Origin of the sequence: Haemophilus sp. HN_Hi10, assembly GCF_049821985.1 — a bacterium.
GTDB classification, from domain to species: Bacteria; Pseudomonadota; Gammaproteobacteria; order Enterobacterales; family Pasteurellaceae; genus Haemophilus; species Haemophilus influenzae_D.
Genome location: NZ_CP187495.1, coordinates 163,816 through 186,740, shown reverse-complemented (window position 1 = coordinate 186,740; position 22,925 = coordinate 163,816). Strand labels below are relative to the sequence as shown.

The following is a 22,925-nucleotide window of genomic DNA, read 5'->3' as shown; positions in this document are numbered from 1 at the left end:
CTATTGTGAACCTTCAGTAGAATTGTTACTCTAACCAACGTTATTGACTCTTTTTTGGATGAAATGAAAATGAAAAAATTTGTTTTAAGATCTTTTTTATTGGCTGCTTTGGGATGTGTCGCTTTCGTTTCTATGGCACAAGCGGAGGAACGTGTTGTAGCAACAGTGGATGGTATTCCTGTATTAGAAAGTCAAGTACGTGCGAATATGGGTAAAAAAGGTGATCGCCAAAGCGCGATTGATAAAATTATTGATGATATTTTGGTGCAAAAAGCAGTTCAAGAATCGGGAGTCAAAATTGATCCTCGTGAAATTGATCATGTTGTGGAAGACACCGCAGCTAGAAATGGCTTAACTTATGGTCAATTTTTAGATGCACTGGATTATCAAGGTATTTCATTAAATGCATTTCGTCAGCAAATTGCCAATCAAATGATGATGGGGGCTGTACGCAACAAAGCTATTCAAGAAAGCATTGATGTGACGCGTGAAGAAGTTGTCGCACTCGGTCAAAAAATGTTAGAAGAAGCGAAAGAAAAGGGTACGGCACAAAAAGTTACAGGTAAAGAATATGAAGTTCGCCATATTTTGTTAAAACTTAATCCATTGTTAAATGATGCTCAAGCAAAAAAACAATTAGCTAAAATTCGTTCTGATATTATTGCAGGTAAAATAACTTTTGCAGATGCGGCTTTAAAATATTCTAAAGATTATTTATCGGGGGCGAATGGCGGTAGTTTAGGTTATGCGTTCCCAGAAACTTATGCACCACAGTTTGCGCAAACTGTTGTGAAAAGTAAACAAGGTGTGATTTCTGCACCATTTAAAACTGAGTTTGGTTGGCATATTTTGGAAGTAACTGGCACACGTGATGGCGATCTTACATCAGAAGCCTACACCCAAAAAGCATATGAACGTTTAGTAAATACTCAATTACAAGATGCGACGAACGATTGGGTCAAAGCATTGCGTAAAAGAGCGAATATTCAGTATTTTAATAAATAACAAAGTATCAAAAACAAAGGGGCTTAATTGCCCCTTTTGTTGTTTTTTATTTTCTCTTTCTTATACCTTATGAAGAAATTTTTAATTGCGATTTTACTTTTAATTTTGATTTTAGCGGGCGTGGCTAGTTTTGGTTATTACAAAATGACTGAATTTGTAAAAACACCAGTAAATGCGCTGGCAGATCAACTTTTAACTATTGAACGTGGCACAACAGGTTCAAAATTAGCCGCACTTTTTGAGCAAGAAAAATTAATTGATGATGGGAAATTATTACCTTATTTGCTTAAATTGAAACCCGAGCTAAATAAAATAAAAGCAGGGACTTATTCTCTTGAGAATGTTAAAACTGTGCAAGATTTACTGGATTTGCTTAATTCAGGTAAGGAAGTGCAGTTCAATGTAAAATGGATTGAAGGAAAGACCTTCAAGGATTGGCGAAAAGATCTCGAAAATGCACCGCACTTGGTGCAAACCTTGAAAGATAAGAGTAACGAAGAAATTTTCTCATTACTTGATTTGCCAGATGTCGGTCAAAATCTTGAACTAAAAAATGTGGAAGGTTGGCTTTATCCTGATACTTATAACTATACGCCTAAATCGACAGACTTCGAGTTACTTAAGCGATCGGCTGAGGGAATGAAAAAGGCGTTAAATAAGGCTTGGAGCGAGCGTGACGAGGATTTACCTTTAGTCAATCCTTATGAAATGTTGATTCTGGCGTCTATCGTAGAAAAAGAAACGGGCATTGCTGCTGAGCGAGCAAAAGTGGCATCGGTATTTCTCAACCGCTTAAAAGCAAAAATGAAATTACAAACGGATCCAACGGTAATTTATGGGATGGGCGAAAATTACAATGGTAATATTCGCAAAAAAGATTTAGAAATGCCAACGCCTTATAATACGTATGTGATTGATGGATTACCGCCAACGCCAATTGCTATGCCAAGTGGCAGTTCGTTACAGGCTGTTGCGCACCCAGAAAAAACAGATTTCTATTATTTTGTGGCAGATGGTTCTGGTGGGCATAAATTTACCCGCAATTTGAATGAACATAATAAAGCGGTACAAGAATATTTACGTTGGTATCGCAGCCAGAAAAATGCCAAATAAAAGTGCGGAAGAAAATATGAAAGGAAAATTTATTGTCATTGAAGGCTTGGAAGGTGCGGGGAAAAGCTCCGCTCATCAGTCTGTTGTGCAAGTTTTGCATGAACTGGGGATTAAAGATGTGGTGTTTACTCGCGAGCCTGGTGGAACGCCATTGGCAGAGAAATTACGCCATCTAATTAAACATGAAACCGAAGAACCCGTGACAGATAAAGCAGAGTTATTAATGCTTTATGCAGCACGTATTCAGTTGGTGGAAAATGTGATTAAGCCTGCTTTAATGCAAGGAAAATGGGTAGTGGGAGATCGTCACGATATGTCATCTCAGGCATATCAAGGTGGCGGACGTCAATTAGATCCGCATTTTATGCTTACTTTGAAAGAAACCGTATTAGGCAATTTTGAGCCAGATCTCACAATTTATTTGGATATAGATCCAATTGTTGGTTTAGCGCGAGCTCGTGGACGTGGCGAGTTAGACCGTATTGAACAAATGGATTTGGATTTTTTCCATCGTACTCGAGCAAGTTATTTAGCATTAGTAAAAGATAATCCAAAAGCAGTAATGATTAATGCAGAGCAGAGTATTGAACTTGTTCAAGCTGATATAGAAAGTGCGGTTAAAAATTGGTGGAAATTAAACGAAAAATGACCGCACTTTATCCTTGGCTAATGCCAATTTATCATCAAATTGCTCAAACCTTTGATGAAGGTTTGGGGCATCATGCTGTGCTGATTAAAGCGGATGCTGGTGTAGGTGTAGAACGTTTATTTGATGCACTTACACAGAAAATAATGTGTGTGGCTCAAGGCGATAAACCTTGTGGTCAATGCCATTCTTGTCATTTAATGCAAGCCCATAGCCATCCAGATTATCACGAGTTAAGCCCGATTGACGGTAAGGATATTGGCGTTGATCAAGTACGCAATATTAATGAAATTGTTGCTCAACACGCACAACAAAACGGCAATAAAGTGGTGTATGTGCAAGGGGCGGAACGTTTAACGGAAGCGGCTGCTAATGCGTTATTGAAAACATTGGAAGAGCCTCGTCCAAATACTTATTTTTTGCTTCAAGCGGATAGTTCAGCTAGTTTGTTGGCAACTATTTACAGTCGTTGCCAAGTGTGGAATCTGTCCGTGCCTAATGAACAAATGGCTGTTGATTGGTTGAAATCAGAAAGTGCGGCTGAAAATCAGGAAATTTTGACCGCACTTGCGATGAATCTTGGGCGACCGCTTTTAGCCTTAGAAACGTTACAACAAGGGCTGATTGAACAGCGTAAAAACTTCTTACGTCAATTTTGGGTGTTCTATCGCCGACGTTCGCCATTGGAATTGCTTCCGTTGTTTGACAAAGAACGCTATGTTCAGCAAGTGGATTGGATCTTGGCTTTTCTTTCTGATTGTTTAAAACATAAACTTGAAATTGATAGCTATCGACAAGTGGCTGATCTCGGGCGTGGTATTGAACAATTCAGCGATGAGCAAACTGCTCTTGGTTTATTACAAGCAATCAAAATTGTGCAAAAAGTGCGGTCAGATTTGCTTACAATTAATGGTGTGAATGTTGAATTAATGCTATTAGATGGCTTGACGCGATTAGTCACAGAAGTGTTTAAGGGTTAATTATCAATTTACCCAAGGTACAAATTAGGAAAATAATTATGTTTATTGTTGATTCTCACTGTCATTTAGATGCGTTGGATTATGAAAATTTACATAAAAATATCGCGGATGTGGTGGAAAAAGCGCGCGCACGTGATGTGAAACATTTGCTTGCCATTGGTGTAACCTTAAGCCGTTTTGAGCAGGCTTATGACTCTTTACGGGAATTTAATAATGTCTCCCTTGCTTGTGGTGTGCATCCACTGGATTTTGAAGAAGAACCTTATGACGCAGAACGTTTATTGCGTTTGGCGCAAGATCCGAAAGTGATTGCGATTGGCGAAATTGGATTAGATTATTATTACAGCTCAGACAATAAAGCGGCACAACAAGCGGTGTTTGGCAGCCAAATCGATATTGCAAACCAATTAGATAAGCCTGTAATTATTCATACACGTTCGGCAGGCGATGACACCATTGCAATGTTACGCCAACACCATGCTGAAAAGTGCGGTGGCGTTATTCATTGTTTTACGGAAACCATGGAATTTGCGAAAAAAGCGTTGGATCTAGGTTTTTACATTTCTTGTTCTGGTATTGTAACCTTTAAAAATGCCGAAGCGATTCGTGAGGTTATTCGTTATGTACCAATGGATCGCTTATTGGTGGAAACGGATTCGCCTTATCTTGCGCCAGTGCCTTATCGAGGAAAAGAAAATCAACCCGCTTATACGAGAGAAGTTTGTGAATATGTGGCAACCTTAAAGGGCGTTTCTGCCGATGCGTTTGCTCAAATCACTACAAAAAATTTCGAGCGTTTATTTAAAATTCGTGTAGAATAAATGAACAGTTCTGACAAGGGAAAAGTATGCGAAAGTTTTTTAAATATTTCTTATTTATTGTTGTTTTTTTATTCCACGGTTTTATGTTTTCTGTGGTGAATTATGTGTTCCCCCATTATGATGTGACACGTGTTACTGGCGTAGAAGTTAAACGTGTTGATAAAGATGGGCCAATCACCAAATCGAATCCAGCTAATGGCCCAACACGTGATGTGTATTACATCAATACGCAAAATGACGATGGCAAAATTATGGTGTATCGCAATGAAGATACGCGTTGGGGTTTCCCGTTCTACTTCAAATTTGGTTCAGCCAATTTACAGGCTGAAGCGCAGGCTTTGGGGAATGACAACAAACTTGTGCAAATTAAATACTATGGTTGGCGTATTACGATGATAGATGAATATCGCAATGCAACTTCAATTAAAGAAATTACTGTTGATGATACACCAAGCAATCCGATTGTTTCGTGGATTTTATATGTATTCTTGCTGGCGACATTATTTTTGTCTATCCAATTTATTCGCGGCTGGTTTGACAGCGACAAGTAATCTCCCAAACGGCCGCAAAGTGCGGTCGTTTTCTTTTATATTTTTGAGTAATGATTATGGAATTATTTCATACTATTTTGGCAATTGTGGCTTTAATTTTAAGTAGTGCAGTTGTTTCTTCTGCTGAAATTTCTCTAGCGAGTTCTCGCAAGTTAAAATTGCAATCTCTTGCGAACGAAGGCGACGTGCGTGCGCTTCAAGTGCTTAAATTACAAGAGCATCCTGGTCGTTTTATTACGGTGGTTCAAATTTTGTTGAATATGGTGGCGATTTTGGGTGGGGGAATTGGCGAAAGTGCGCTAAGTCCTTACATTGCAGATATTTTAAATCGTTCTTTTGAAGGAAGTTGGATTGAGCCAACCGCCTCTACAATCGCTTTTATATTAGTGACTTGTTTGTTTATTTTATTTGCTGATCTTATTCCAAAACGTATTGCCATTACTTATCCTGAAGTGGTGGCTTTGCGCGTTGTGGGTATTATGAATTTTAGTATGTATGTGTTTAAACCGCTTGTGTGGTTATTTGATACGCTTGCTAATGCCTTTTTCCGTCTATTTCGCATTTCTACTGTGCGTGAAGATGGCATGACCTCTGAAGATATTTTCGCCGTAGTTGAAGCAGGCGCAGAAGCTGGTGTGTTGAAAACTCAAGAGCATTATTTGATCGAAAACATTTTCGATATGCAAGCCCGTACAGTAACTTCCACCATGACAACCCGTGAAAACATCGTATATTTAGACCGCACTTTTTCTCGCCAAGAAGTCATGGATACGCTTTCTCGTAATTCTCATTCTAAAATTGTGATTTGTGACAATGGCCTTGATAAAATCTTAGGTTATATCGAATCCCATACCTTGCTCACAATGTATTTGCAAAATGAAAATGTGGTGCTCACAGATCCTAAACTACTCCGTAAAGCATTATTTGTGCCTGATACGCTTTCTCTTTACGAAGTGTTGGAATTGTTTAAATCTACTGGCGAAGATTTTGCCATTATTGTGAATGAATATGCTCTTGTGGTGGGTATTGTTACACTAAATGATGTGATGAGCATTGTTATGGGGGAATTGGTTTCTAACGAAGAAGAATATATTGTGAGCCGTGATGAAAACTCGTGGCTGATTGATGGCGCAACGCCATTAGAAGAAGTTACTCGAGTATTAGATATTGCTTATTTTCCCGATGAAGAAAACTACGAAACCATCAGTGGTTTTATGATGTATATGTTACGTAAAATCCCGAAAAAAACCGATTCTGTGGTTTACGGAAAATACAAGTTTGAAGTGATTGATACAGAAAACTTTAAAATCGATCAGATTTTGGTGTCTTTAGTTAAAGAGCAGGAGTAGAAGTGCGGTAAATTTTTATCCATTTTTCTACAAAATTATGTTATAAAACCATAAAAATATGAGGTTAAATATGGAACTAAGACAACAAATTCCAACGGGCTGTATTAAACAATTCGGGCAATTTGGCGTGCCTTATGTGGTTGGCGAGGTTGCGGAATTTTTGCCAGATGGCGATGCGTTGGTAAATATCACATTGTTACAATCTGGAGAAAAAGATATTTATCGCTTATCTCACTTACTTGAAGATCCCGAAGCTGAATAAGGAAAACTATGTACGCGATTGCTTTTGATTTAGTTGTAAAAGACACTCAAGATTATCATCCAAAAGGTGTTCAGCAGGCTTATACAGACATTGGTGCGGTTTTAGCAAAATTTGGTTTTGTTAGAACACAAGGAAGTTTATATACCAATACAAATGAAGATATGGCAAACCTTTTTCAGGCAATGAATTCGCTAAAACAGTTGGCGTGGATTTCTCAGTCGGTACGAGATATTCGTGCTTTTCGTATTGAGCAATGGTCTGACTTCACTGACTTTATACGAAGTTAAGCATTTGTTTAAATGGGGCTTATAGGCTTCCTTGCTTAATCCCACGCAGCCAGTATAATGGCTGCGTTTTTGTTGATTCTCAATTAGGTATGACTATGTTTAAAAAAACCTCTGTTTTATTTTTTACCTTAATATTGGCAGGTTGTTCTTCTTGGTCGTCTATTACTAATTATGTTCCATTTATGGGGAATGATAAAAAAGTGATTGATTTAGATAAGGATAAAATCGATCAGAAATCCTATGCAGCAGCTTATGAAGCGACAGTGGCGACATATAAAGGTCGCGTGAATGAAAATTTCTTTGTAGATAATTTTGCAAGTGGTGCGAATGACTGGTATTTAGGTCGTATTTTAGTTCCTGTGAAACAAATTCAAGATAAACTTTACACTGGCGGACATGATTCTGATGTATATGCTTATTATAGTGGCGTGTTACATGCGGAAGCATTGCAAGCTAATCTTAAACGTTTAAGTGTAAGCTGTTGGGAAAAAGTAGATTCGCAAAGTATGGCTCAAGGTATTTATGATGCGATGCGTGATTTACAAAAAGGCGAAGCTCGCGGAGAAAATGATGAATATATTGTGCAAGGTAGTGAGGCGCTGCTGAAAGCCTGTACATCTAAATAATTGTTTTTCAATAAGCTGCTGGTCGATTTGTTTCATCCGCAGCTTTCTTTTTAAATTATTAAGGAGCAAGAATGTTAGAACTTTCGGAAAGCAACATTCATTTAAATGCTAACGCAGCTGATAAACAACAAGCAATTGAAATGGCAGCGTCCGCATTAGTTCAAGCAGACAATGTGGAAAATGGTTATTTGCAAGGAATGTTAGCGCGTGAGTTGCAAACCTCTACCTTTTTAGGCAATGGTATCGCGATTCCTCACGGCACCTTGGATACTAGTTCGATGGTAAAGAAAACGGGCGTGCAAGTGTTTCAATTTCCTCAAGGCATAGAATGGGGCGAGGGCAATATTGCTTATGTCGTGATTGGTATTGCGGCGCGATCTGATGAACATTTGTCTTTGTTACGCCAACTTACTCAGGTTTTGAGCGATGAAGATACCGCAGCGAAATTAGCAAAAATAACTGATGTGGATGAATTTCGCACGATTTTAATGGGCGAGATAATTGAGCCATTTGAAATTCCTGCTGCCAATATCAGTTTAGACGTAGATACCCAAAGTTTATTAACTTTAGTTGCGATTAATGCGGGGCAATTACAGGTGCAAAGTGCGGTAGAAAATCGCTTTATTTCTGAAGTGATTAATAATGCGGCATTACCGCTTGGCAAAGGATTATGGGTAACGGATTCTGTCGTAGGAAATGTGAAAAATGCCTTAGCATTTAGTCGTGCCAAAACGATCTTTAGCCACAATGGCAAAGCCGTAAAAGGCGTGATAACTGTTGCAGCTGTCAGTGATCAAATTAATCCAACTTTAGCGCGTTTATTAGATGATGAGGTTCAAACAACCTTGCTCAATGGTAATTCAACAGAAATTTTGACCGCACTTTTGGGTTTAGCGTGTGATGTTAAAACTCAATCCGTAGAAGGTGCTGTTGTAGGAACTTTTACAATTCGTAATGAACACGGTTTACATGCTCGTCCAAGTGCAAATTTGGTTAATGAAGTGAAAAAATTCACTTCTAAAATTACTGTGCAAAATCTTACTCGTGAAAGTGAAGTCGTCAGTGCAAAAAGCTTGATGAAAATAGTTGCACTTGGTGTAACGCAAGGGCATCGCTTACGTTTTGTGGCTGAAGGAGAAGATGCCAAACAAGCGATTGAATCATTGGGCAAAGCGATAGCCAATGGCTTGGGCGAGAATGTTTCTGCAGTGCCACCGTCTGAACCCGATACCATTGAGATTATGGGCGATCAAATTCACACATCTGCGGTAACAGAAGATGATAATTTGCCAGCAAATGCCATTGAGGCCGTGTTTGTGATTAAAAATGAGCAAGGTTTGCACGCTCGCCCAAGTGCGATATTGGTAAACGAAGTGAAGAAATATAATGCTTCCGTAGCAGTTCAAAATCTTGATCGTAATTCTCAATTAGTCAGTGCTAAAAGCTTGATGAAAATTGTGGCATTAGGCGTAGTGAAAGGGACTCGTTTACGTTTTGTTGCGACGGGCGATGAAGCGCAACAAGCTATTGACGGAATCGGTGCTGTAATCGAATCGGGTTTAGGGGAATAGTATGGCAAACGTCGTAACAATTACCTTAAATACCGCTTATGATTTAGTCGGGCGTTTAAAACGTATTCAACTTGGCGAAGTAAATATCGTAGAAACGCTGGGCTTATTTCCTGCAGGGAAAGGCATTAATGTTGCAAAAGTACTAAAAGATTTAGGCGTTGATGTTGCAGTCGGTGGTTTCTTGGGCGAGGATAATTCAGCTGATTTCGAGCAAATGTTTAATCAGCACGGTTTGGAAGATAAATTCCACCGTGTTGATGGCAAAACGCGTATCAATGTAAAAATTACCGAGACTGAAGCGGATGTGACAGACTTAAATTTCTTGGGATATCAAATAAGTCCACAAGTTTGGCAACAATTTGTGACGGATTCTTTGGCTTATTGTTTAGATTATGACATTGTCGCAGTTTGTGGCAGTTTACCTCGAGGTGTGTCTCCTGAATTGTTTGCTGATTGGTTAAATCAGCTTCATAAAGCTGGTGTAAAAGTGGTGCTTGATAGTAGCAATGCTGCGCTCACCGCTGGATTAAAAGCGAAACCTTGGCTAGTAAAACCCAATCATCGAGAACTTGAGGCTTGGGTTGGTCATCCATTAAATCGTCTTGAAGAAATTATTGCCGCTGCACAGCAACTCAAAGCGGAAGGCATTGAAAACGTGATTATTTCAATGGGCGCAAAAGGTTCTTTATGGATTAATAATGAAGGAGTGCTCAAAGCAGAACCACCAAAATGTGAAAATGTAGTGAGTACCGTTGGGGCAGGGGATTCCATGGTAGCAGGCTTAATCTATGGTTTTGAAAAAGGTTTATCGAAAGCAGAAACCTTAGCTTTTGCTACGGCTGTGTCCGCTTTTGCAGTGTCTCAAAGTAATGTTGGTGTGAGTGATTTGAGTTTACTTGACCCCATTTTAGACAAAGTACAAATAACGATGATTGAAGGATAGTATGAAGTTATTTTTAACCCAATCAGCTAATGTAGGCGATGCGAAAGCCTATTTATTACATGAAGTTTTTCGAGCGGCTGCGCAAAAAGCGAATGTTTTTATTGTAGAAACACCAGCCGAAGCAGATCTTGTTCTCGTATTTGGTTCTGTATTACCAAATAACCCTGCTTTAGTTGGTAAAAAAGTCTTTATTATCGGTGAAGCTATCGCCATGATTTCTCCTGAAGTAACGCTGGCAAATGCCTTAGCCAATGGGGCAGATTATGTTGCACCGAAAAGTGCGGTAAGTTTTACGGGTGTTTCTGGTGTAAAAAATATTGTTGCGGTAACTGCTTGTCCAACTGGCGTTGCACATACGTTTATGTCTGCCGAAGCGATTGAAGCCTATGCGAAAAAACAAGGTTGGAATGTAAAAGTTGAAACCCGTGGTCAAGTTGGGGCTGGCAATGAAATTACTGCAGAAGAAGTCGCGGCGGCTGATTTGGTATTTGTTGCAGCAGATATTGATGTGCCTTTAGATAAATTTAAAGGTAAACCAATGTACCGCACTTCAACAGGATTAGCCTTGAAGAAAACCGAGCAAGAATTTGATCAAGCATTTAAAGAAGCCAAAATTTTTGATGGTGGAAATAATTCGGAATCGAAAGAAGAAAGCCGTGAGAAAAAAGGTGTGTACAAACACTTAATGACTGGTGTTTCTCATATGTTACCGTTAGTGGTTGCGGGTGGGTTGTTGATCGCGATTTCCTTTATGTTCAGTTTTAATGTAATTGAAAATACAGGAGTTTTTCAAGATCTTCCCGATATGTTGATGAATATCGGCGGAGGTGTGGCGTTTAAATTAATGATAGCCGTGTTTGCTGGTTACGTTGCATTTTCTATCGCTGATCGTCCAGGGCTTGCAGTTGGTTTGATTGCTGGGATGTTGGCAAGTGAATCGGGTGCAGGGATTCTTGGCGGTATTATTGCTGGTTTCTTAGCGGGCTATGTGGTGAAAGGGCTGAATGTGATTATTCGATTGCCAGCAAGCCTGACTTCATTAAAACCGATTTTAATTTTACCGCTCTTAGGTTCGATGATTGTTGGTTTGACGATGATTTATCTCATCAATCCACCAGTGGCTGAAATTATGAAAGAGTTAAGTAATTGGCTTACTTCAATGGGCGAAGTGAATGCGATTGTGTTAGGTGCAATTATCGGCGCAATGATGTGTATCGATATGGGCGGACCGGTAAATAAAGCAGCGTACACTTTTTCGGTTGGATTGATTGCTTCCCAAGTTTATACGCCAATGGCTGCGGCAATGGCAGCAGGTATGGTTCCACCAATTGGTATGGCAGTTGCGACTTGGATTGCTCGCAATAAATTCACAGTTAGCCAACGCGATGCAGGGAAAGCATCATTTGTCCTTGGTTTATGCTTTATTTCTGAAGGCGCATTACCATTTGTGGCAGCAGATCCAATTCGAGTCATTATTAGCTCTGTGATTGGTGGTGCGGTGGCTGGTGCGATTTCAATGGGATTAAATATTACATTACAAGCTCCGCACGGCGGATTATTTGTCATTCCATTTGTATCTGAGCCGTTGAAATATCTTGGTGCAATTGCGATTGGTGCTTTATCAACAGGTGTAGTTTACGCTGTCATTAAATCGAAAAACAATGCGGAATAATACCGCACTTTGAATGTAAAAAAGCCGATTCATTTGAATCGGCTTTTATTTTGGAATAGATTTATTTTTCACGATCGTCGATCGTTTGTAGCAAATAATTTCCCTCTGCATCAGCAAGACTGCGGAAACCTACATTTGTGATTTTGTAGGGGTAGTTTGTTCGATAAGTAAAGTTTTCGTGATGATGTCCGTGGAATACTTGCTTAACCCCCATCTTCATTGCCAAATCATTAATTACTTGGAAACCCATCGGATGTGGCTTAGGAGCTTCGTGACAAATCAACACATCCGCTTGTTGGTTTTCTAAGATTTCAATATCTGATGGAAAAATTGACGTGCGATGACGCAAAGGCACACCGCCTCGCCAGATTTTCTCTTGTGGACTATATTGACAATAATGAATAGGATCAAAAAACATGGGGCGATTTGGCGGAATCCAGATTTGCCCGCGGAATACACCGCCTAATCCCGCAATGCGGGTTCCTTGAATATCAACTACGCGATTGTGTAAATTACGTGATTGCCACTCAGAACCCCAAATTGAATCAAAAGCACTAATGGTTTTACTATCATGATTTCCATGAATAAACCAAATATCACAATGTTGTGCGAGTTTATCCAATTCATCTGCTGTCGTGAGCTGTAAATCGCCTAAAATTATCAGTGCGACATTTTCCTGTTCTTTTATAAAAGGGTAAATATGATCATAGCTTCCGTGCGGATCACCAGCAAATAAAATCATTGAGATGTCCCCTTTATAGGAAAAGTTGTGTTTTGTAATTCACTGATTTCTTCTTCATTTAACACTTTCTCAATGACGGCTTTAACTTGGTTATAACGTTCAAGATAACTTGGCGATTCAATCTCTATGTAAGGAACTTTATATTTATCTAACAGTTTTTTGAGTAGTTGTTGAAATTGTTGGCGTTGCTTTTGTGAACCTAAGCTACGCAAGCCATCATCCACCCATTCAGTATTATTTTTAAGCAAAATAGTGACATCGAAAGGATATTCTTTAATCATTGAGTCTAAAAATGGGTGGGCTTTTCCTTCATATTGAATACAGAACGCTTGCGTAGTGATGAAATCCGTATCAATAAATGCAATTTTATGTGCATGGCGAACTGCATAATCAATGTATCGTTGATGACCAAGAGCCATTTGCGGATAATCAGAATATTGCATGGCCTGCTCATTGCCACCTAGCTTTTCAAATACAAATTCACGTCCGTATTCCCACGCGGAAGTGGTATTAAATACGGCGGCTAATTTATTCACAAGCACGCTTTTACCACTGCTCTCTCCTCCTAAAATCGCTACCGTTTTGGCAAAGAAAGGACGAACTTCTTTCGGAATAAATTTCCAATATTGGAATGGTGTCGTACGAATTTTAGTGGCGGACACATTAAAGAAAGTGCGGTCAGGATCGACTAACGAAACTTCTAAACCTAAGTATTTTTCGTAAGGTGCTTTATCTTGAGGTTCGCTACTAAATACGATTGAAGGTTCAAAATGTTTTTCATGAAATAGGGTTTTAACCGCTTCACTCCAAGATTGCCAGCCATTTGGATAACTTGGAATACCGTCTTCAACTAAATGATGAATAAAAATCTGATTTTTTTGATATTTGAAAATTTGCTGCATCCAACGCAAACGATCTTGCACGGTTGGCATACGTTTCATTTTACTATCGTAAAACAATTTCAAATCGCGCTCCGTATCACTACACACGATAACGTGTAGTTCATCGACTTTACTGAACGCTTCATAAATCATATTTATATGACCTGTGTGTACAGGATAAAATTTCCCGAAAATGACACCGACTTTTTTTTCTTTTGCTTTTGACATAATCCGCTCTTGATAGCGTAAGAATTGAGTGTGTTTATTGTAGGATAAATGAAAATATTTTTCACGTTCTGATTTAGTGCCTAGGTATTTTGCGTTATACTTAGCACGCATTCTCAGGGCAGGGCGAAATTCCCTACCGGTGGTAAAGCCCACGAGCGTTTAAAAGTGCGGTCAATTTTTGGCAAATTTTCCCTGCGAAATTGTCCTGACATTCATTTTTAAAGTCAGCAGATTTGGTGAAATTCCAAAGCCGACAGTAAAGTCTGGATGAAAGAGAATAAAACGAATTGGGTTCCCAAATCGTTCATTTTATTTGCATTTCTCAGCCCTGATTCTGGTATTTAATTGAAATCTCAAATTAGGAAATTACTATGAATCAGTCAATTTTATCTCCATTCGGCAATACCGCTGAAGAACGCGTACTTAAAGCAATTAATGCCTTCAAAAAGGGAAATGGCGTATTAGTTTTAGATGATGAAGATCGTGAAAATGAAGGCGATTTAATTTTCCCAGCAGAAACAATCACGCCAGAACAAATGGCAAAATTAATTCGTTATGGCAGTGGTATCGTTTGTTTATGTATTACCGATGAACGTTGCCAACAACTCGATTTACCGCCAATGGTAGAACACAATAATAGCGTAAACAAAACGGCTTTCACTGTAACGATCGAAGCCGCGAAAGGTGTTTCTACAGGCGTATCTGCCGCAGACCGAGTAACTACTATTCAAATGGCGATTGCGGATAATGCACTTCCAACAGATTTGCATCGTCCTGGTCATATATTTCCACTTCGTGCAGCAAATGGTGGCGTACTTACTCGCCGCGGACACACTGAAGCGTCCGTTGATTTAGCGCGTTTAGCAGGATTTAAAGAAGCAGGTGTTATTTGTGAAATTACTAACGACGATGGCACAATGGCTCGCACCCCCGATATTGTAGAATTTGCAAAGAAATTTGGTTATTCTGTGCTTACCATTGAAGATTTGGTTGAATATCGTTTAGCAAATAATATTTAATTTTAGAGAGAAAAGTGTGGTTAAAATTTCTATGATTTTTCACCGCACTTTTTATATTATACTGTTCCACCTTTTTATTTATTTGGGTTACTTATTATGCATAATGCAGCTCAGCACAATTATGTTATCAGTTTAACTACCGAACAAAAACGCCGAAAACACATTACCGAAGAATTCGGTAAGCAGAATATTCCCTTTGCATTCTTTGATGCTATCACGCCTGACCTTATTGAAGAAACCGCTAAAAAATTTAATATTACATTAGATCGTTCTCCTCAAGCCAAGTTATCAGATGGAGAAATTGGTTGTGCATTAAGTCATATTGTCTTGTGGAATTTAGCCTTAGAGAATAATTTAAACTATATCAATATTTTTGAAGATGACATTCATCTAGGGGAAAATGCCAAAGAATTATTAGAAATTGATTATATTTCTGATGATATTCATGTTTTAAAATTAGAAGCAAATGGCAAAATGTTCTTAAAAAAACCACAATCTGTAAAATGTGATAGAAATGTTTATCCCATTACGGTAAAACAATCAGGATGTGCTGGATATACTGTTACAGCGAAAGGGGCTAAATATTTGCTTGAATTAGTAAAAAATAAACCACTTGATGTAGCAGTTGATTCCCTTGTTTTTGAGGATTTTTTACATTTCAAGAATTATAAAATAGTACAACTTTCACCTGGTATTTGCGTTCAAGATTTTATATTACATCCAGATCATCCTTTTGAAAGCAGTTTAAAAGAGGGGAGAGATAGAGTGCACGGAAATCAACGTAAGTTTTCTATTTTAGAAAAAATAAAAAATGAATTTGGACGAGTAAAAATAAAAATGTTCGGAAAACAAGTTCCATTTAAATAACAAAAGTGCGGTTAAAAATCTTATTAAATTTTAACCGCACTTTTTTGTTTATTTTACTTCTGGTAAATTTACCGCACCTTTATAGCCTAATTGTCGCCACGCTTCATAAACCGTTACTGCAACCGAATTAGACAAGTTCATACTGCGGCTATTGGCTGTCATTGGAATGCGGATTTTTTGTTCCAGCGGCATTTCATTTAAAATTGACATCGGAATGCCACGAGTTTCTGGGCCAAACATTAAATAATCCCCAAGTTCAAATTTTACTTGGCTATGTGCTGGACTGCCTTTTGTTGTGAGTGCCAAGAGACGTTGGGGTTTTTCGCTTTCTAAAAAGGCTGCAAAAGTCTTGTGGCGTTTGATTTCCGCAAATTCGTGATAATCCAAACCTGAGCGGCGTAAGCGTTTATCATCCCAAGTGAAACCTAGGGGTTCAATTAAGTGCAAGCGAAATCCTGTATTGGCACAAAGGCGGATAATGTTACCGGTATTTTGTGGGATTTCTGGTTCATATAAAACAATATCTAACATAATTTTTTCTCTAATTCTGATATAAACGATAACTCACCATTCCCGTCGTTTTTTCTTTCAATAACGTCCAGTTTTCAGGAGTAATAAGCGGTTTATCTTTCTCTGTTTCTACGTAAATTAACGCATTGGGTTTTAGCCAATTATTTTCACAAAGTAAACTAATTGCTTGTTCTGCCAAATTAAAATGAAAAGGTGGATCTAAAAACACCACATCAAAGTGCGGTTGATTTTGTGGCTGTTTTAGAAAATCCAAACTACTTTGATTAATTACTTCAGCCTGTTCTGATGAGCATTTGAGTGTTTGTAAATTCTTTTTTAATTGATTGGCAACGGTTTTATCCAATTCTAAAAAAGTCACTTTTTTCGCTTGGCGAGAAAGTGCTTCAAAACCTAACGAACCACTCCCCGCAAAGCCATCTAAACATACAGACTGATGAATGTAAGGCATTAACCAATTAAAAAGCGTTTCTTTCACTCTATCGCCAGTTGGGCGTAAGCCTTCAGAATTTAATACTGGAAGTTTTCGACCTCGCCATAGCCCAGCAATAATGCGAACCTCGCCCTTTGCATTTGGCGTTTGTATTTTTTTCATAAAGATTCGATTTTTATTGAAAATTTTGCTTAGTTTAGACGATTTTTTGCTAGAATGAACGACATTTTTATCGGATTACAGTTAAGAGAGCATTTTATGGCTGAAGAAAATAAAAAAGGCGGATTTTGGGCATCGTTATTTGGGCGTAATAAAAAGCAAGATGAACCTAAAATAGAGCCAATAATTGAAGAAGAAAAGATTAAAGATGTCGAGCCGTCTATTGAAAAATTTGAAGCTAATGATTTAGTCGAAGAAGAAAAAATACAGGAAATTTCAACCGCACTTGAGCCAGTTGCACTTGAGCCAGTCGAAGAAATCATCGAAGCGAAAAATTTAGAAGATGATCTTCAGCCCGTTGTTGAAATTGAAACTCGCGGAAAACCAAGTGAAGGGGGCTTTTTTAGTCGTTTAGTTAAGGGATTACTGAAAACTAAACAAAATGTTGGCGCGGGTTTTCGTAGCTTTTTCTTAGGAAAGAAAATTGATGATGAGTTGTTTGAAGAATTGGAAGAACAACTTTTGATTGCGGATATTGGCGTGCCGACAACAAGTAAAATCATCAAAAATTTGACTGAACATGCAAGCCGCAAAGAATTACAAGATGCCGAGCTTTTATATCAGCAATTAAAAGTAGAAATGGCGGATATTCTTGAGTCAGTAGCACAACCGTTAGAGATTGATAGCACGAAAAAACCTTATGTGATTTTAATGGTGGGCGTAAATGGTGTGGGTAAAACGACGACAATTGGTAAGCTCGCACGTAAATTTCAGGCTGAAGGAAAATCAGTGATGCTTGCGGCGGGCGATACTTTCCGTGCAGCGGCTGTTGAGCAGCTTCAAGTTTGGGGAGAACGTAATCATATTCCAGTTGTTGCGCAAAGCACGGGTTCTGATTCTGCATCGGTGATTTTTGATGCGATGCAATCAGCGGCTGCACGCAATATTGATATTCTTATTGCGGATACGGCGGGTCGTTTGCAAAATAAAAATAACTTAATGGACGAACTGAAAAAAATTGTTCGTGTTATGAAAAAATATGACGAAACTGCGCCACATGAAATTATGCTTACGCTGGATGCTGGCACAGGACAAAATGCCATTAGCCAAGCGAAATTATTTAATGAAGCTGTGGGTTTAACAGGAATTTCACTCACAAAATTAGACGGCACGGCAAAAGGCGGCGTGATTTTTGCCATAGCCGATCAGTTTAAGTTGCCTATTCGTTATATTGGCGTGGGCGAGAAAATAGAAGATTTACGTGAGTTTAATGCCAAGGAATTTATTGAGGCATTATTCGTTCATGAAGAAGAATAAAAAGAATAAGGAAAAATTGTGATTAAGTTCTCAAATGTTTCTAAAGCCTATCACGGTGCAACGCAGCCTGCGTTACAAGGCTTGAATTTTCATCTTCCAGTGGGAAGTATGACTTATTTGGTTGGGCATTCAGGCGCAGGGAAAAGTACATTACTCAAGCTTATTATGGGGATGGAAAAAGCCAACGCAGGTCAGATTTGGTTTAACGGACACGATATTACTCGTTTGTCAAAATATGAAATTCCGTTTTTGCGTCGCCAAATTGGTATGGTTCATCAAGATTATCGTTTATTAACAGATCGTACTGTGGTGGAAAATGTGGCATTGCCGTTGATTATTGCAGGTATGCATCCAAAAGATGCGCATACACGTGCTATGGCATCTTTAGATCGTGTAGGATTGCGTAATAAAGCGCACTATTTGCCACCACAAATTTCTGGAGGGGAGCAGCAACGTGTTGATATTGCGCGTGCGATTGTGCATAAACCTCAGCTCTTACTAGCAGATGAACCAACGGGTAATTTAGACGATGAACTTTCTTTAGGCATTTTTAATTTGTTTGAAGAATTTAATCGTCTCGGAATGACAGTGTTAATTGCTACTCACGACATTAATTTAATTCAACAAAAACCAAAACCTTGTCTTGTGCTTGAACAAGGTTATTTACGTTATTAAGGAATAATCATGAGCCGACCGGATGCATCTGTTTTTGTTCAAACAGCCTATACTTTGCGTGCAGTATGGGCGGATTTATGGCAACGTAAATTTGGCACGCTGCTCACGATTTTGGTGATTGCTGTATCTCTGACGATCCCAACCGTGAGCTATTTAATGTGGAAAAATTTACATTTAGCGACCACACAATTTTATCCTGAAAGTGAATTGACGATTTATCTGCATAAAAACTTAAGTGAAGAAGACGCAAATTTGGTGGTGGAAAAAATCCGCCAACAAAATGGGGTGGAATCCCTTAATTATGTTTCTCGCCAAGAAAGTTTAAAGGAATTTAAAAGCTGGTCTGGCTTTGGCGAAGAATTAGAAATTTTAGATGATAATCCATTACCTGCGGTCGTGATAGTAAAACCGACGAGCGAATTTAATGTGTCAGAAAAACGTGATGAGTTACGTACCAATTTAAATAAAATCAAAGGGGTACAAGAAGTTCGCTTGGATAATGATTGGATGGAAAAATTAACCGCACTTTCTTGGTTAATTGCTCACGTGGCAATTTTCTGTACTGTATTAATGGCGATAGCGGTATTCTTGGTTATTGGTAACAGTATCCGCTCTGATGTGTATAGTAGCCGATCAAGTATTGATGTGATGAAATTGCTTGGTGCAACAGATCAATTTATTCTTCGTCCTTACCTTTATACAGGGATGATTTATGCTGTATTAGGTGGATTAGCCGCTGCAATTTTTAGTAGTTTTATTATCAGCTATTTTACTTCTGCAGTGAAATATGTAACGGATATTTTTGCCGTCCAATTCAGTTTGAATGGATTAGGCGTTGGCGAATTTATATTCCTATTAGTGTGCTGTTTAATTATGGGCTATGTTGGGGCGTGGATTGCCGCGACAAGGCATATTGCGATGATGGAGAGGAAAGAATAATTGGATATCAAAAGAAAAGCGAATTTCTTAAAAGAAATTCGCTTTTTTAGTTAGAAGTGAAATATTTCGCTGTTGTAGTTTAGGAAGTAAATGGTTATAAGCGTTCTACAATCATAGAAATACCTTGACCACCGCCAATACAAAGTGTAGCAAGCCCAAGTTTTTTATCTTTTTCGATAAGATTGTGCAATAACGTTACTAAAATCCTTGCACCACTCGCGCCGATTGGATGCCCAAGTGCGATAGCTCCACCATGAATATTGGTTTTATTCATATCCAAATTGAGATCTTTGCCAACACCTAAGAACTGTGAGGCAAAGGCTTCATTTGCTTCTATCAGATCGATATCATCAAGATTTATTCCTGCTTTTTTCAATGCTTTTTGCGTTGCTGGAACTGGACCTAATCCCATAACAGATGGATCTACCCCACCGCTGGCATAGCTTCTAATTTTTGCAATGGCTTTTAATCCAAGTGCATGAGCTTTGCTTTCGCTAACTAAAATAAGTGCTGCAGCACCATCATTAATGCCAGAAGCGTTACCTGCGGTGACAGTACCCTCTTTTTTGAAAGCAGGTTTTAATTTAGCTAAACCTTCAGCTGTAGTATCTGCTTTAGGATACTCGTCTCGTGAAACAATAATGTCACCTTTGCGAGTTTTTACCATAACAGGGACAATTTCCTTATCAAATACACCTAATTGCACGGCTTGAGATGCTAAGGTTTGTGAACGTAATGCGAGTTCATCTTGTGCTTGGCGGCTAATGCCATATTGTTCTGCAATATTTTCGGCAGTAATCCCCATATGATAGTGATTGCTAGCACAAGTTAGTCCGTCTTCAATCATTGTGTCCCTTAATGTGAGATTACCCATTTTGACGCCTTGTCGTACTTTGCTATCTAAAAGATAAGGTGCTTGGCTCATATTTTCCATGCCACCCACAACAACAATATCAGCATCACCACTGGTAATAGACTGTGCACCTAATGCGACACTTTTTAGACCAGATCCACATACTTTATTGATTGTTAAAGAAGGGATTTCTTTCTCTATTCCTGCTTTTAATGCTGCTTGACGGGCTGGATTTTGCCCTAGTCCTGCTTGTAATACGTTCCCCATGATGACTTCATTAACTAATGCACTTTCAATGTTGGCACGCTTGATGGCTTCTTGTATCACAATTGCACCTAAATCAACCGCACTTACGGAAGATAATGCACCATTAAAGCTGCCGATCGGTGTTCTAACTGCACTAATAATAACAACATTTTCCATTTTTAACTCCTTTTCTATAAGAAATATAAACCAATAATAAAAATTGGTGCGGTGAAGATAAGTGCGGTCATGCAGAAGCCCATAATATCTCTCACGCCAAGCCCTGCGATACCCAGTGCTGGTAATGCCCAAAATGGCTGAGCCATGTTCATCCACTGCTCACCATAGGCAATTGCCATTGTAGACTTACCTAGATCTGCACCTAATGCTTGAGCAGCAGGGATAACAAATGGTCCTTGGATGACCCAGTGACCGCCACCAGAAGGCACTGCAAAGTTAATAAAAGCAGAACTAAAGAAGGTTAATAATGGGAAAGAATCTTTGTTAGCAACATTGATAAAGAATTCGGTGATTAAACCACCTAAGCCTGAATGCTCCATCATTAGTTGCACACCCGCATAGAATGGGAATTGCACTAAGATCCCTGCTGTGCTTCGTGTGGCATTAATAATTGCTCGCATATAGGCCATTGGCGAGCCATGAAGCACAATTCCTGTGATTAAGAAAATAAGGTTTACATTATTAATTGTGAGATTGAATCCGTTTTTGTAGAAATACATACCGAGGTAACTATATCCTAATGCCCCGATTGTATAGGCTAAGAAGCGGCTTTCTTCCATTTTTTCAGCAAGTGTTGCATCTTTATCCAATTTTTTATCAAATGTTGGATCGGGCGCAATAAGTTTTGGATCAATACTTTTTGCTTCGCCATTTTTGGGCATCATCATATAGGTAATGAAAGGCAAGCAAATGACTAAACTTAACGTGATAAAAATATTGTACCCAGAGAAAAGCGTACTAACTGCAGGAATAATACCTTGTGGGTTGCTTTCGCTCACCATTAAATGAGCAACTGGGTTGCCTGGTGTTGCGGCTAAAAGTGGCATTGAGCCTGAAAAACCTCCACCCCATGTCATAAATGCAATATAGGCACAGGCAATCAGTAAGGCGTAGTCACTGCCTTTTATTCTCCGTGCGACTTCTTTTGCAAACATCGCACCAACGACCAAACCGAAGCCCCAGTTAATGATACAGGCAATTGAACCCATAAACGTAACTAAGACAACACCTTGTGCTGGTGTTTTTGCTATTGAAGCGATTGTAGAAAGAAACTTACGAATTTGTGGTGAGGTTGCAAGAGCATTACCAGTTACGACAATTAATGCCATTTGCATACCAAAACCAAGTAAATTCCAAAAGCCATTACCCCACATATTAACTAAATCAACAGGTGTACTATCGGTTAATCCCCAAGCACAAATGAATGTGACAAAGGTGAGTAACACGGCAAAAATAAGTGGGTCTGGCAGGTATTTACTAACGAATGTCGTCATAAAACGAGAAACGCGACTAATCATAATTAAAGTCCTTTTTGGCTGATTTGCATTTCTTTGAAATCATCGGCAACAATGAAATCGGCTTCTGTTTTGGCTTTAATTGTTTCTAAATCCACATGAGGAGCGTGTTCTTTTAGAACTAATCTGCCTTCAATGAAGTTAAATACTGCCAATTCGGTAACCACCATGGCAACTTTTTTACTTGCTGTGAGCGGTAAGGTACATTTCTTTAGAATTTTTGAGGAACCTGACTTGGCACAATGTTCCATGCCAATAATCACTTTTTTTGCACCCGTCACTAAGTCCATTGCTCCGCCCATTCCTGGTACCATTTTGCCAGGTACCATCCAGTTAGCGAGATTTGCTTCTTGATCAACTTCAAGTCCACCTAGCACACAGGCATCAACATGACCGCCACGAATTAAAGCGAAGGAAAAAGCACTATCAAAAGTAGCACCGCCTTTTTTAATTCCACAAGGCTGACCACCAGCATTTACTAAGTTTGAATTAGCAGTTTCTGGGTCAAATGCAGTTAAACCAAGAAAGCCATTTTCTGATTGAAGTGTAATATTGACATTATCAGGTAAATAATTAACAACCTGTGTTGGTAAACCAATACCAAGATTAACAATATCTCCATCATGTAATTCCATCGCAATTCGGCGAGCGATTAATTCTTTTGCATTCATGGCGTTCTC

24 protein-coding genes, 1 pseudogene and 1 riboswitch are annotated in these 22,925 nt (G+C 38.9%); of the genes and pseudogenes, 18 read left to right on the top strand and 7 right to left on the bottom strand.

Going from position 1 to position 22,925, the window contains the following annotated elements:
- Positions 1 to 69 precede the first annotated feature (69 nt).
- From ACPT8Q_RS00965 to ACPT8Q_RS00905, 13 genes are all read left to right on the top strand, one after another.
- A complete protein-coding gene (locus ACPT8Q_RS00965; protein ID WP_050948792.1) occupies positions 70 to 1,005 on the top strand; it encodes a peptidylprolyl isomerase in 936 nt (311 codons plus the stop codon).
- A 69-nt stretch (positions 1,006 to 1,074) separates the two neighbouring features.
- Positions 1,075 to 2,118, top strand: a complete 1,044-nt coding sequence (mltG, locus tag ACPT8Q_RS00960; RefSeq protein WP_050948791.1) for an endolytic transglycosylase MltG — start codon at positions 1,075 to 1,077, stop codon at positions 2,116 to 2,118.
- Positions 2,119 to 2,134: 16 nt separating this feature from the next.
- Positions 2,135 to 2,767, top strand: a complete 633-nt coding sequence (gene tmk, locus ACPT8Q_RS00955; protein WP_050948790.1) for a dTMP kinase — start codon at positions 2,135 to 2,137, stop codon at positions 2,765 to 2,767.
- Complete coding sequence (locus ACPT8Q_RS00950; RefSeq protein WP_050948750.1) at positions 2,764 to 3,744, top strand: DNA polymerase III subunit delta'; 981 nt, start codon at positions 2,764 to 2,766, stop codon at positions 3,742 to 3,744. Before tmk ends, ACPT8Q_RS00950 begins: the two co-directional genes overlap by 4 nt.
- 38 nt (positions 3,745 to 3,782) lie before the next feature.
- Positions 3,783 to 4,565, top strand: a complete 783-nt coding sequence (locus ACPT8Q_RS00945) for a YchF/TatD family DNA exonuclease (RefSeq protein WP_050948749.1) — start codon at positions 3,783 to 3,785, stop codon at positions 4,563 to 4,565.
- Positions 4,566 to 4,591: 26 nt separating this feature from the next.
- Positions 4,592 to 5,116, top strand: coding sequence for a DUF1523 family protein (locus ACPT8Q_RS00940; RefSeq protein ID WP_050948748.1), 525 nt, complete (start codon positions 4,592 to 4,594; stop codon positions 5,114 to 5,116).
- 50 nt (positions 5,117 to 5,166) lie between these two features.
- Entirely contained in the window at positions 5,167 to 6,465 is a 1,299-nt protein-coding gene (locus ACPT8Q_RS00935) for a hemolysin family protein (RefSeq protein WP_050948747.1), read from the top strand.
- 70 nt (positions 6,466 to 6,535) lie between these two features.
- Entirely contained in the window at positions 6,536 to 6,727 is a 192-nt protein-coding gene (locus ACPT8Q_RS00930; RefSeq protein WP_012055040.1) for a DUF5397 family protein, read from the top strand.
- Positions 6,728 to 6,735: 8 nt separating this feature from the next.
- Entirely contained in the window at positions 6,736 to 7,014 is a 279-nt protein-coding gene (gene vapD, locus ACPT8Q_RS00925; RefSeq protein WP_050848517.1) for a virulence-associated protein VapD, read from the top strand.
- Between the two features lie 95 nt (positions 7,015 to 7,109).
- Positions 7,110 to 7,640, top strand: coding sequence for a hypothetical protein (locus ACPT8Q_RS00920; protein ID WP_050948746.1), 531 nt, complete (start codon positions 7,110 to 7,112; stop codon positions 7,638 to 7,640).
- 71 nt (positions 7,641 to 7,711) lie between these two features.
- A complete protein-coding gene (gene fruB, locus ACPT8Q_RS00915) occupies positions 7,712 to 9,211 on the top strand; it encodes a fused PTS fructose transporter subunit IIA/HPr protein (protein ID WP_050948745.1) in 1,500 nt (499 codons plus the stop codon).
- A gap of 1 nt (position 9,212) precedes the next feature.
- Positions 9,213 to 10,154, top strand: coding sequence for a 1-phosphofructokinase (fruK, locus tag ACPT8Q_RS00910; protein WP_050948744.1), 942 nt, complete (start codon positions 9,213 to 9,215; stop codon positions 10,152 to 10,154).
- A 1-nt stretch (position 10,155) separates the two neighbouring features.
- Positions 10,156 to 11,826, top strand: coding sequence for a fructose-specific PTS transporter subunit EIIC (locus tag ACPT8Q_RS00905; RefSeq protein WP_050948743.1), 1,671 nt, complete (start codon positions 10,156 to 10,158; stop codon positions 11,824 to 11,826).
- 61 nt (positions 11,827 to 11,887) lie between these two features.
- On the opposite strand, the gene ACPT8Q_RS00900 is transcribed toward ACPT8Q_RS00905, so the two are convergent.
- Complete coding sequence (locus ACPT8Q_RS00900; RefSeq protein ID WP_021034689.1) at positions 11,888 to 12,568, bottom strand: metallophosphoesterase family protein; 681 nt, start codon at positions 12,566 to 12,568, stop codon at positions 11,888 to 11,890.
- Positions 12,565 to 13,806: pseudogene (nadR, locus tag ACPT8Q_RS00895) on the bottom strand (multifunctional transcriptional regulator/nicotinamide-nucleotide adenylyltransferase/ribosylnicotinamide kinase NadR); the annotation flags it as partial. The pseudogene nadR and the gene ACPT8Q_RS00900, both read right to left, overlap by 4 nt.
- Positions 13,783 to 13,960, top strand: a riboswitch (FMN riboswitch). (Overlaps the previous pseudogene by 24 nt.)
- 88 nt (positions 13,961 to 14,048) lie before the next feature.
- On the opposite strand from nadR, the gene ribB reads away from it, so the two are divergent.
- Both ribB and ACPT8Q_RS00885 read left to right on the top strand, forming a co-directional pair.
- Positions 14,049 to 14,696 carry a 3,4-dihydroxy-2-butanone-4-phosphate synthase gene (gene ribB, locus ACPT8Q_RS00890; RefSeq protein ID WP_050948742.1) on the top strand — a complete coding sequence of 216 codons (648 nt, stop codon included), beginning with the start codon at positions 14,049 to 14,051 and terminating at the stop codon, positions 14,694 to 14,696.
- A gap of 96 nt (positions 14,697 to 14,792) precedes the next feature.
- Positions 14,793 to 15,563 (top strand): glycosyltransferase family 25 protein, encoded by a 771-nt coding sequence (locus ACPT8Q_RS00885; protein WP_050948741.1) that lies wholly within the window; start codon positions 14,793 to 14,795, stop codon positions 15,561 to 15,563.
- A gap of 48 nt (positions 15,564 to 15,611) precedes the next feature.
- Here the strand turns inward: ACPT8Q_RS00885 and trmL are convergent, their stop codons facing one another.
- Positions 15,612 to 16,094, bottom strand: coding sequence for a tRNA (uridine(34)/cytosine(34)/5-carboxymethylaminomethyluridine(34)-2'-O)-methyltransferase TrmL (gene trmL / locus ACPT8Q_RS00880; protein WP_005685948.1), 483 nt, complete (start codon positions 16,092 to 16,094; stop codon positions 15,612 to 15,614).
- A 10-nt stretch (positions 16,095 to 16,104) separates the two neighbouring features.
- Positions 16,105 to 16,686, bottom strand: coding sequence for a 16S rRNA (guanine(966)-N(2))-methyltransferase RsmD (gene rsmD, locus ACPT8Q_RS00875; protein ID WP_014551074.1), 582 nt, complete (start codon positions 16,684 to 16,686; stop codon positions 16,105 to 16,107).
- Positions 16,687 to 16,782: 96 nt separating this feature from the next.
- On the opposite strand from rsmD, the gene ftsY reads away from it, so the two are divergent.
- Genes ftsY through ftsX form a run of 3 tightly spaced genes read left to right on the top strand, consistent with a single transcriptional unit; the run spans position 16,783 to position 19,614 of the window.
- The gene (ftsY, locus tag ACPT8Q_RS00870; protein ID WP_050948740.1) at positions 16,783 to 18,000 is read left to right on the top strand and encodes a signal recognition particle-docking protein FtsY; all 1,218 of its coding nucleotides are present in this window, start codon (positions 16,783 to 16,785) and stop codon (positions 17,998 to 18,000) included.
- Between the two features lie 18 nt (positions 18,001 to 18,018).
- Positions 18,019 to 18,675 (top strand): cell division ATP-binding protein FtsE, encoded by a 657-nt coding sequence (gene ftsE, locus ACPT8Q_RS00865; RefSeq protein WP_005635730.1) that lies wholly within the window; start codon positions 18,019 to 18,021, stop codon positions 18,673 to 18,675.
- Positions 18,676 to 18,684: 9 nt separating this feature from the next.
- Positions 18,685 to 19,614, top strand: a complete 930-nt coding sequence (ftsX, locus tag ACPT8Q_RS00860; RefSeq protein ID WP_050948739.1) for a permease-like cell division protein FtsX — start codon at positions 18,685 to 18,687, stop codon at positions 19,612 to 19,614.
- Positions 19,615 to 19,708: 94 nt separating this feature from the next.
- Here ftsX and ACPT8Q_RS00855 read toward each other — a convergent pair whose 3' ends face one another.
- The 3 genes from ACPT8Q_RS00855 to ACPT8Q_RS00845 are packed head-to-tail and all read right to left on the bottom strand — an operon-like array spanning position 19,709 to position 22,916.
- Positions 19,709 to 20,890 carry an acetyl-CoA C-acetyltransferase gene (locus ACPT8Q_RS00855; protein ID WP_050948738.1) on the bottom strand — a complete coding sequence of 394 codons (1,182 nt, stop codon included), beginning with the start codon at positions 20,888 to 20,890 and terminating at the stop codon, positions 19,709 to 19,711.
- A gap of 14 nt (positions 20,891 to 20,904) precedes the next feature.
- Entirely contained in the window at positions 20,905 to 22,248 is a 1,344-nt protein-coding gene (locus ACPT8Q_RS00850; protein WP_005652362.1) for a TIGR00366 family protein, read from the bottom strand.
- A 2-nt stretch (positions 22,249 to 22,250) separates the two neighbouring features.
- A complete protein-coding gene (locus ACPT8Q_RS00845; protein WP_038440343.1) occupies positions 22,251 to 22,916 on the bottom strand; it encodes a 3-oxoacid CoA-transferase subunit B in 666 nt (221 codons plus the stop codon).
- Positions 22,917 to 22,925 lie beyond the last annotated feature (9 nt).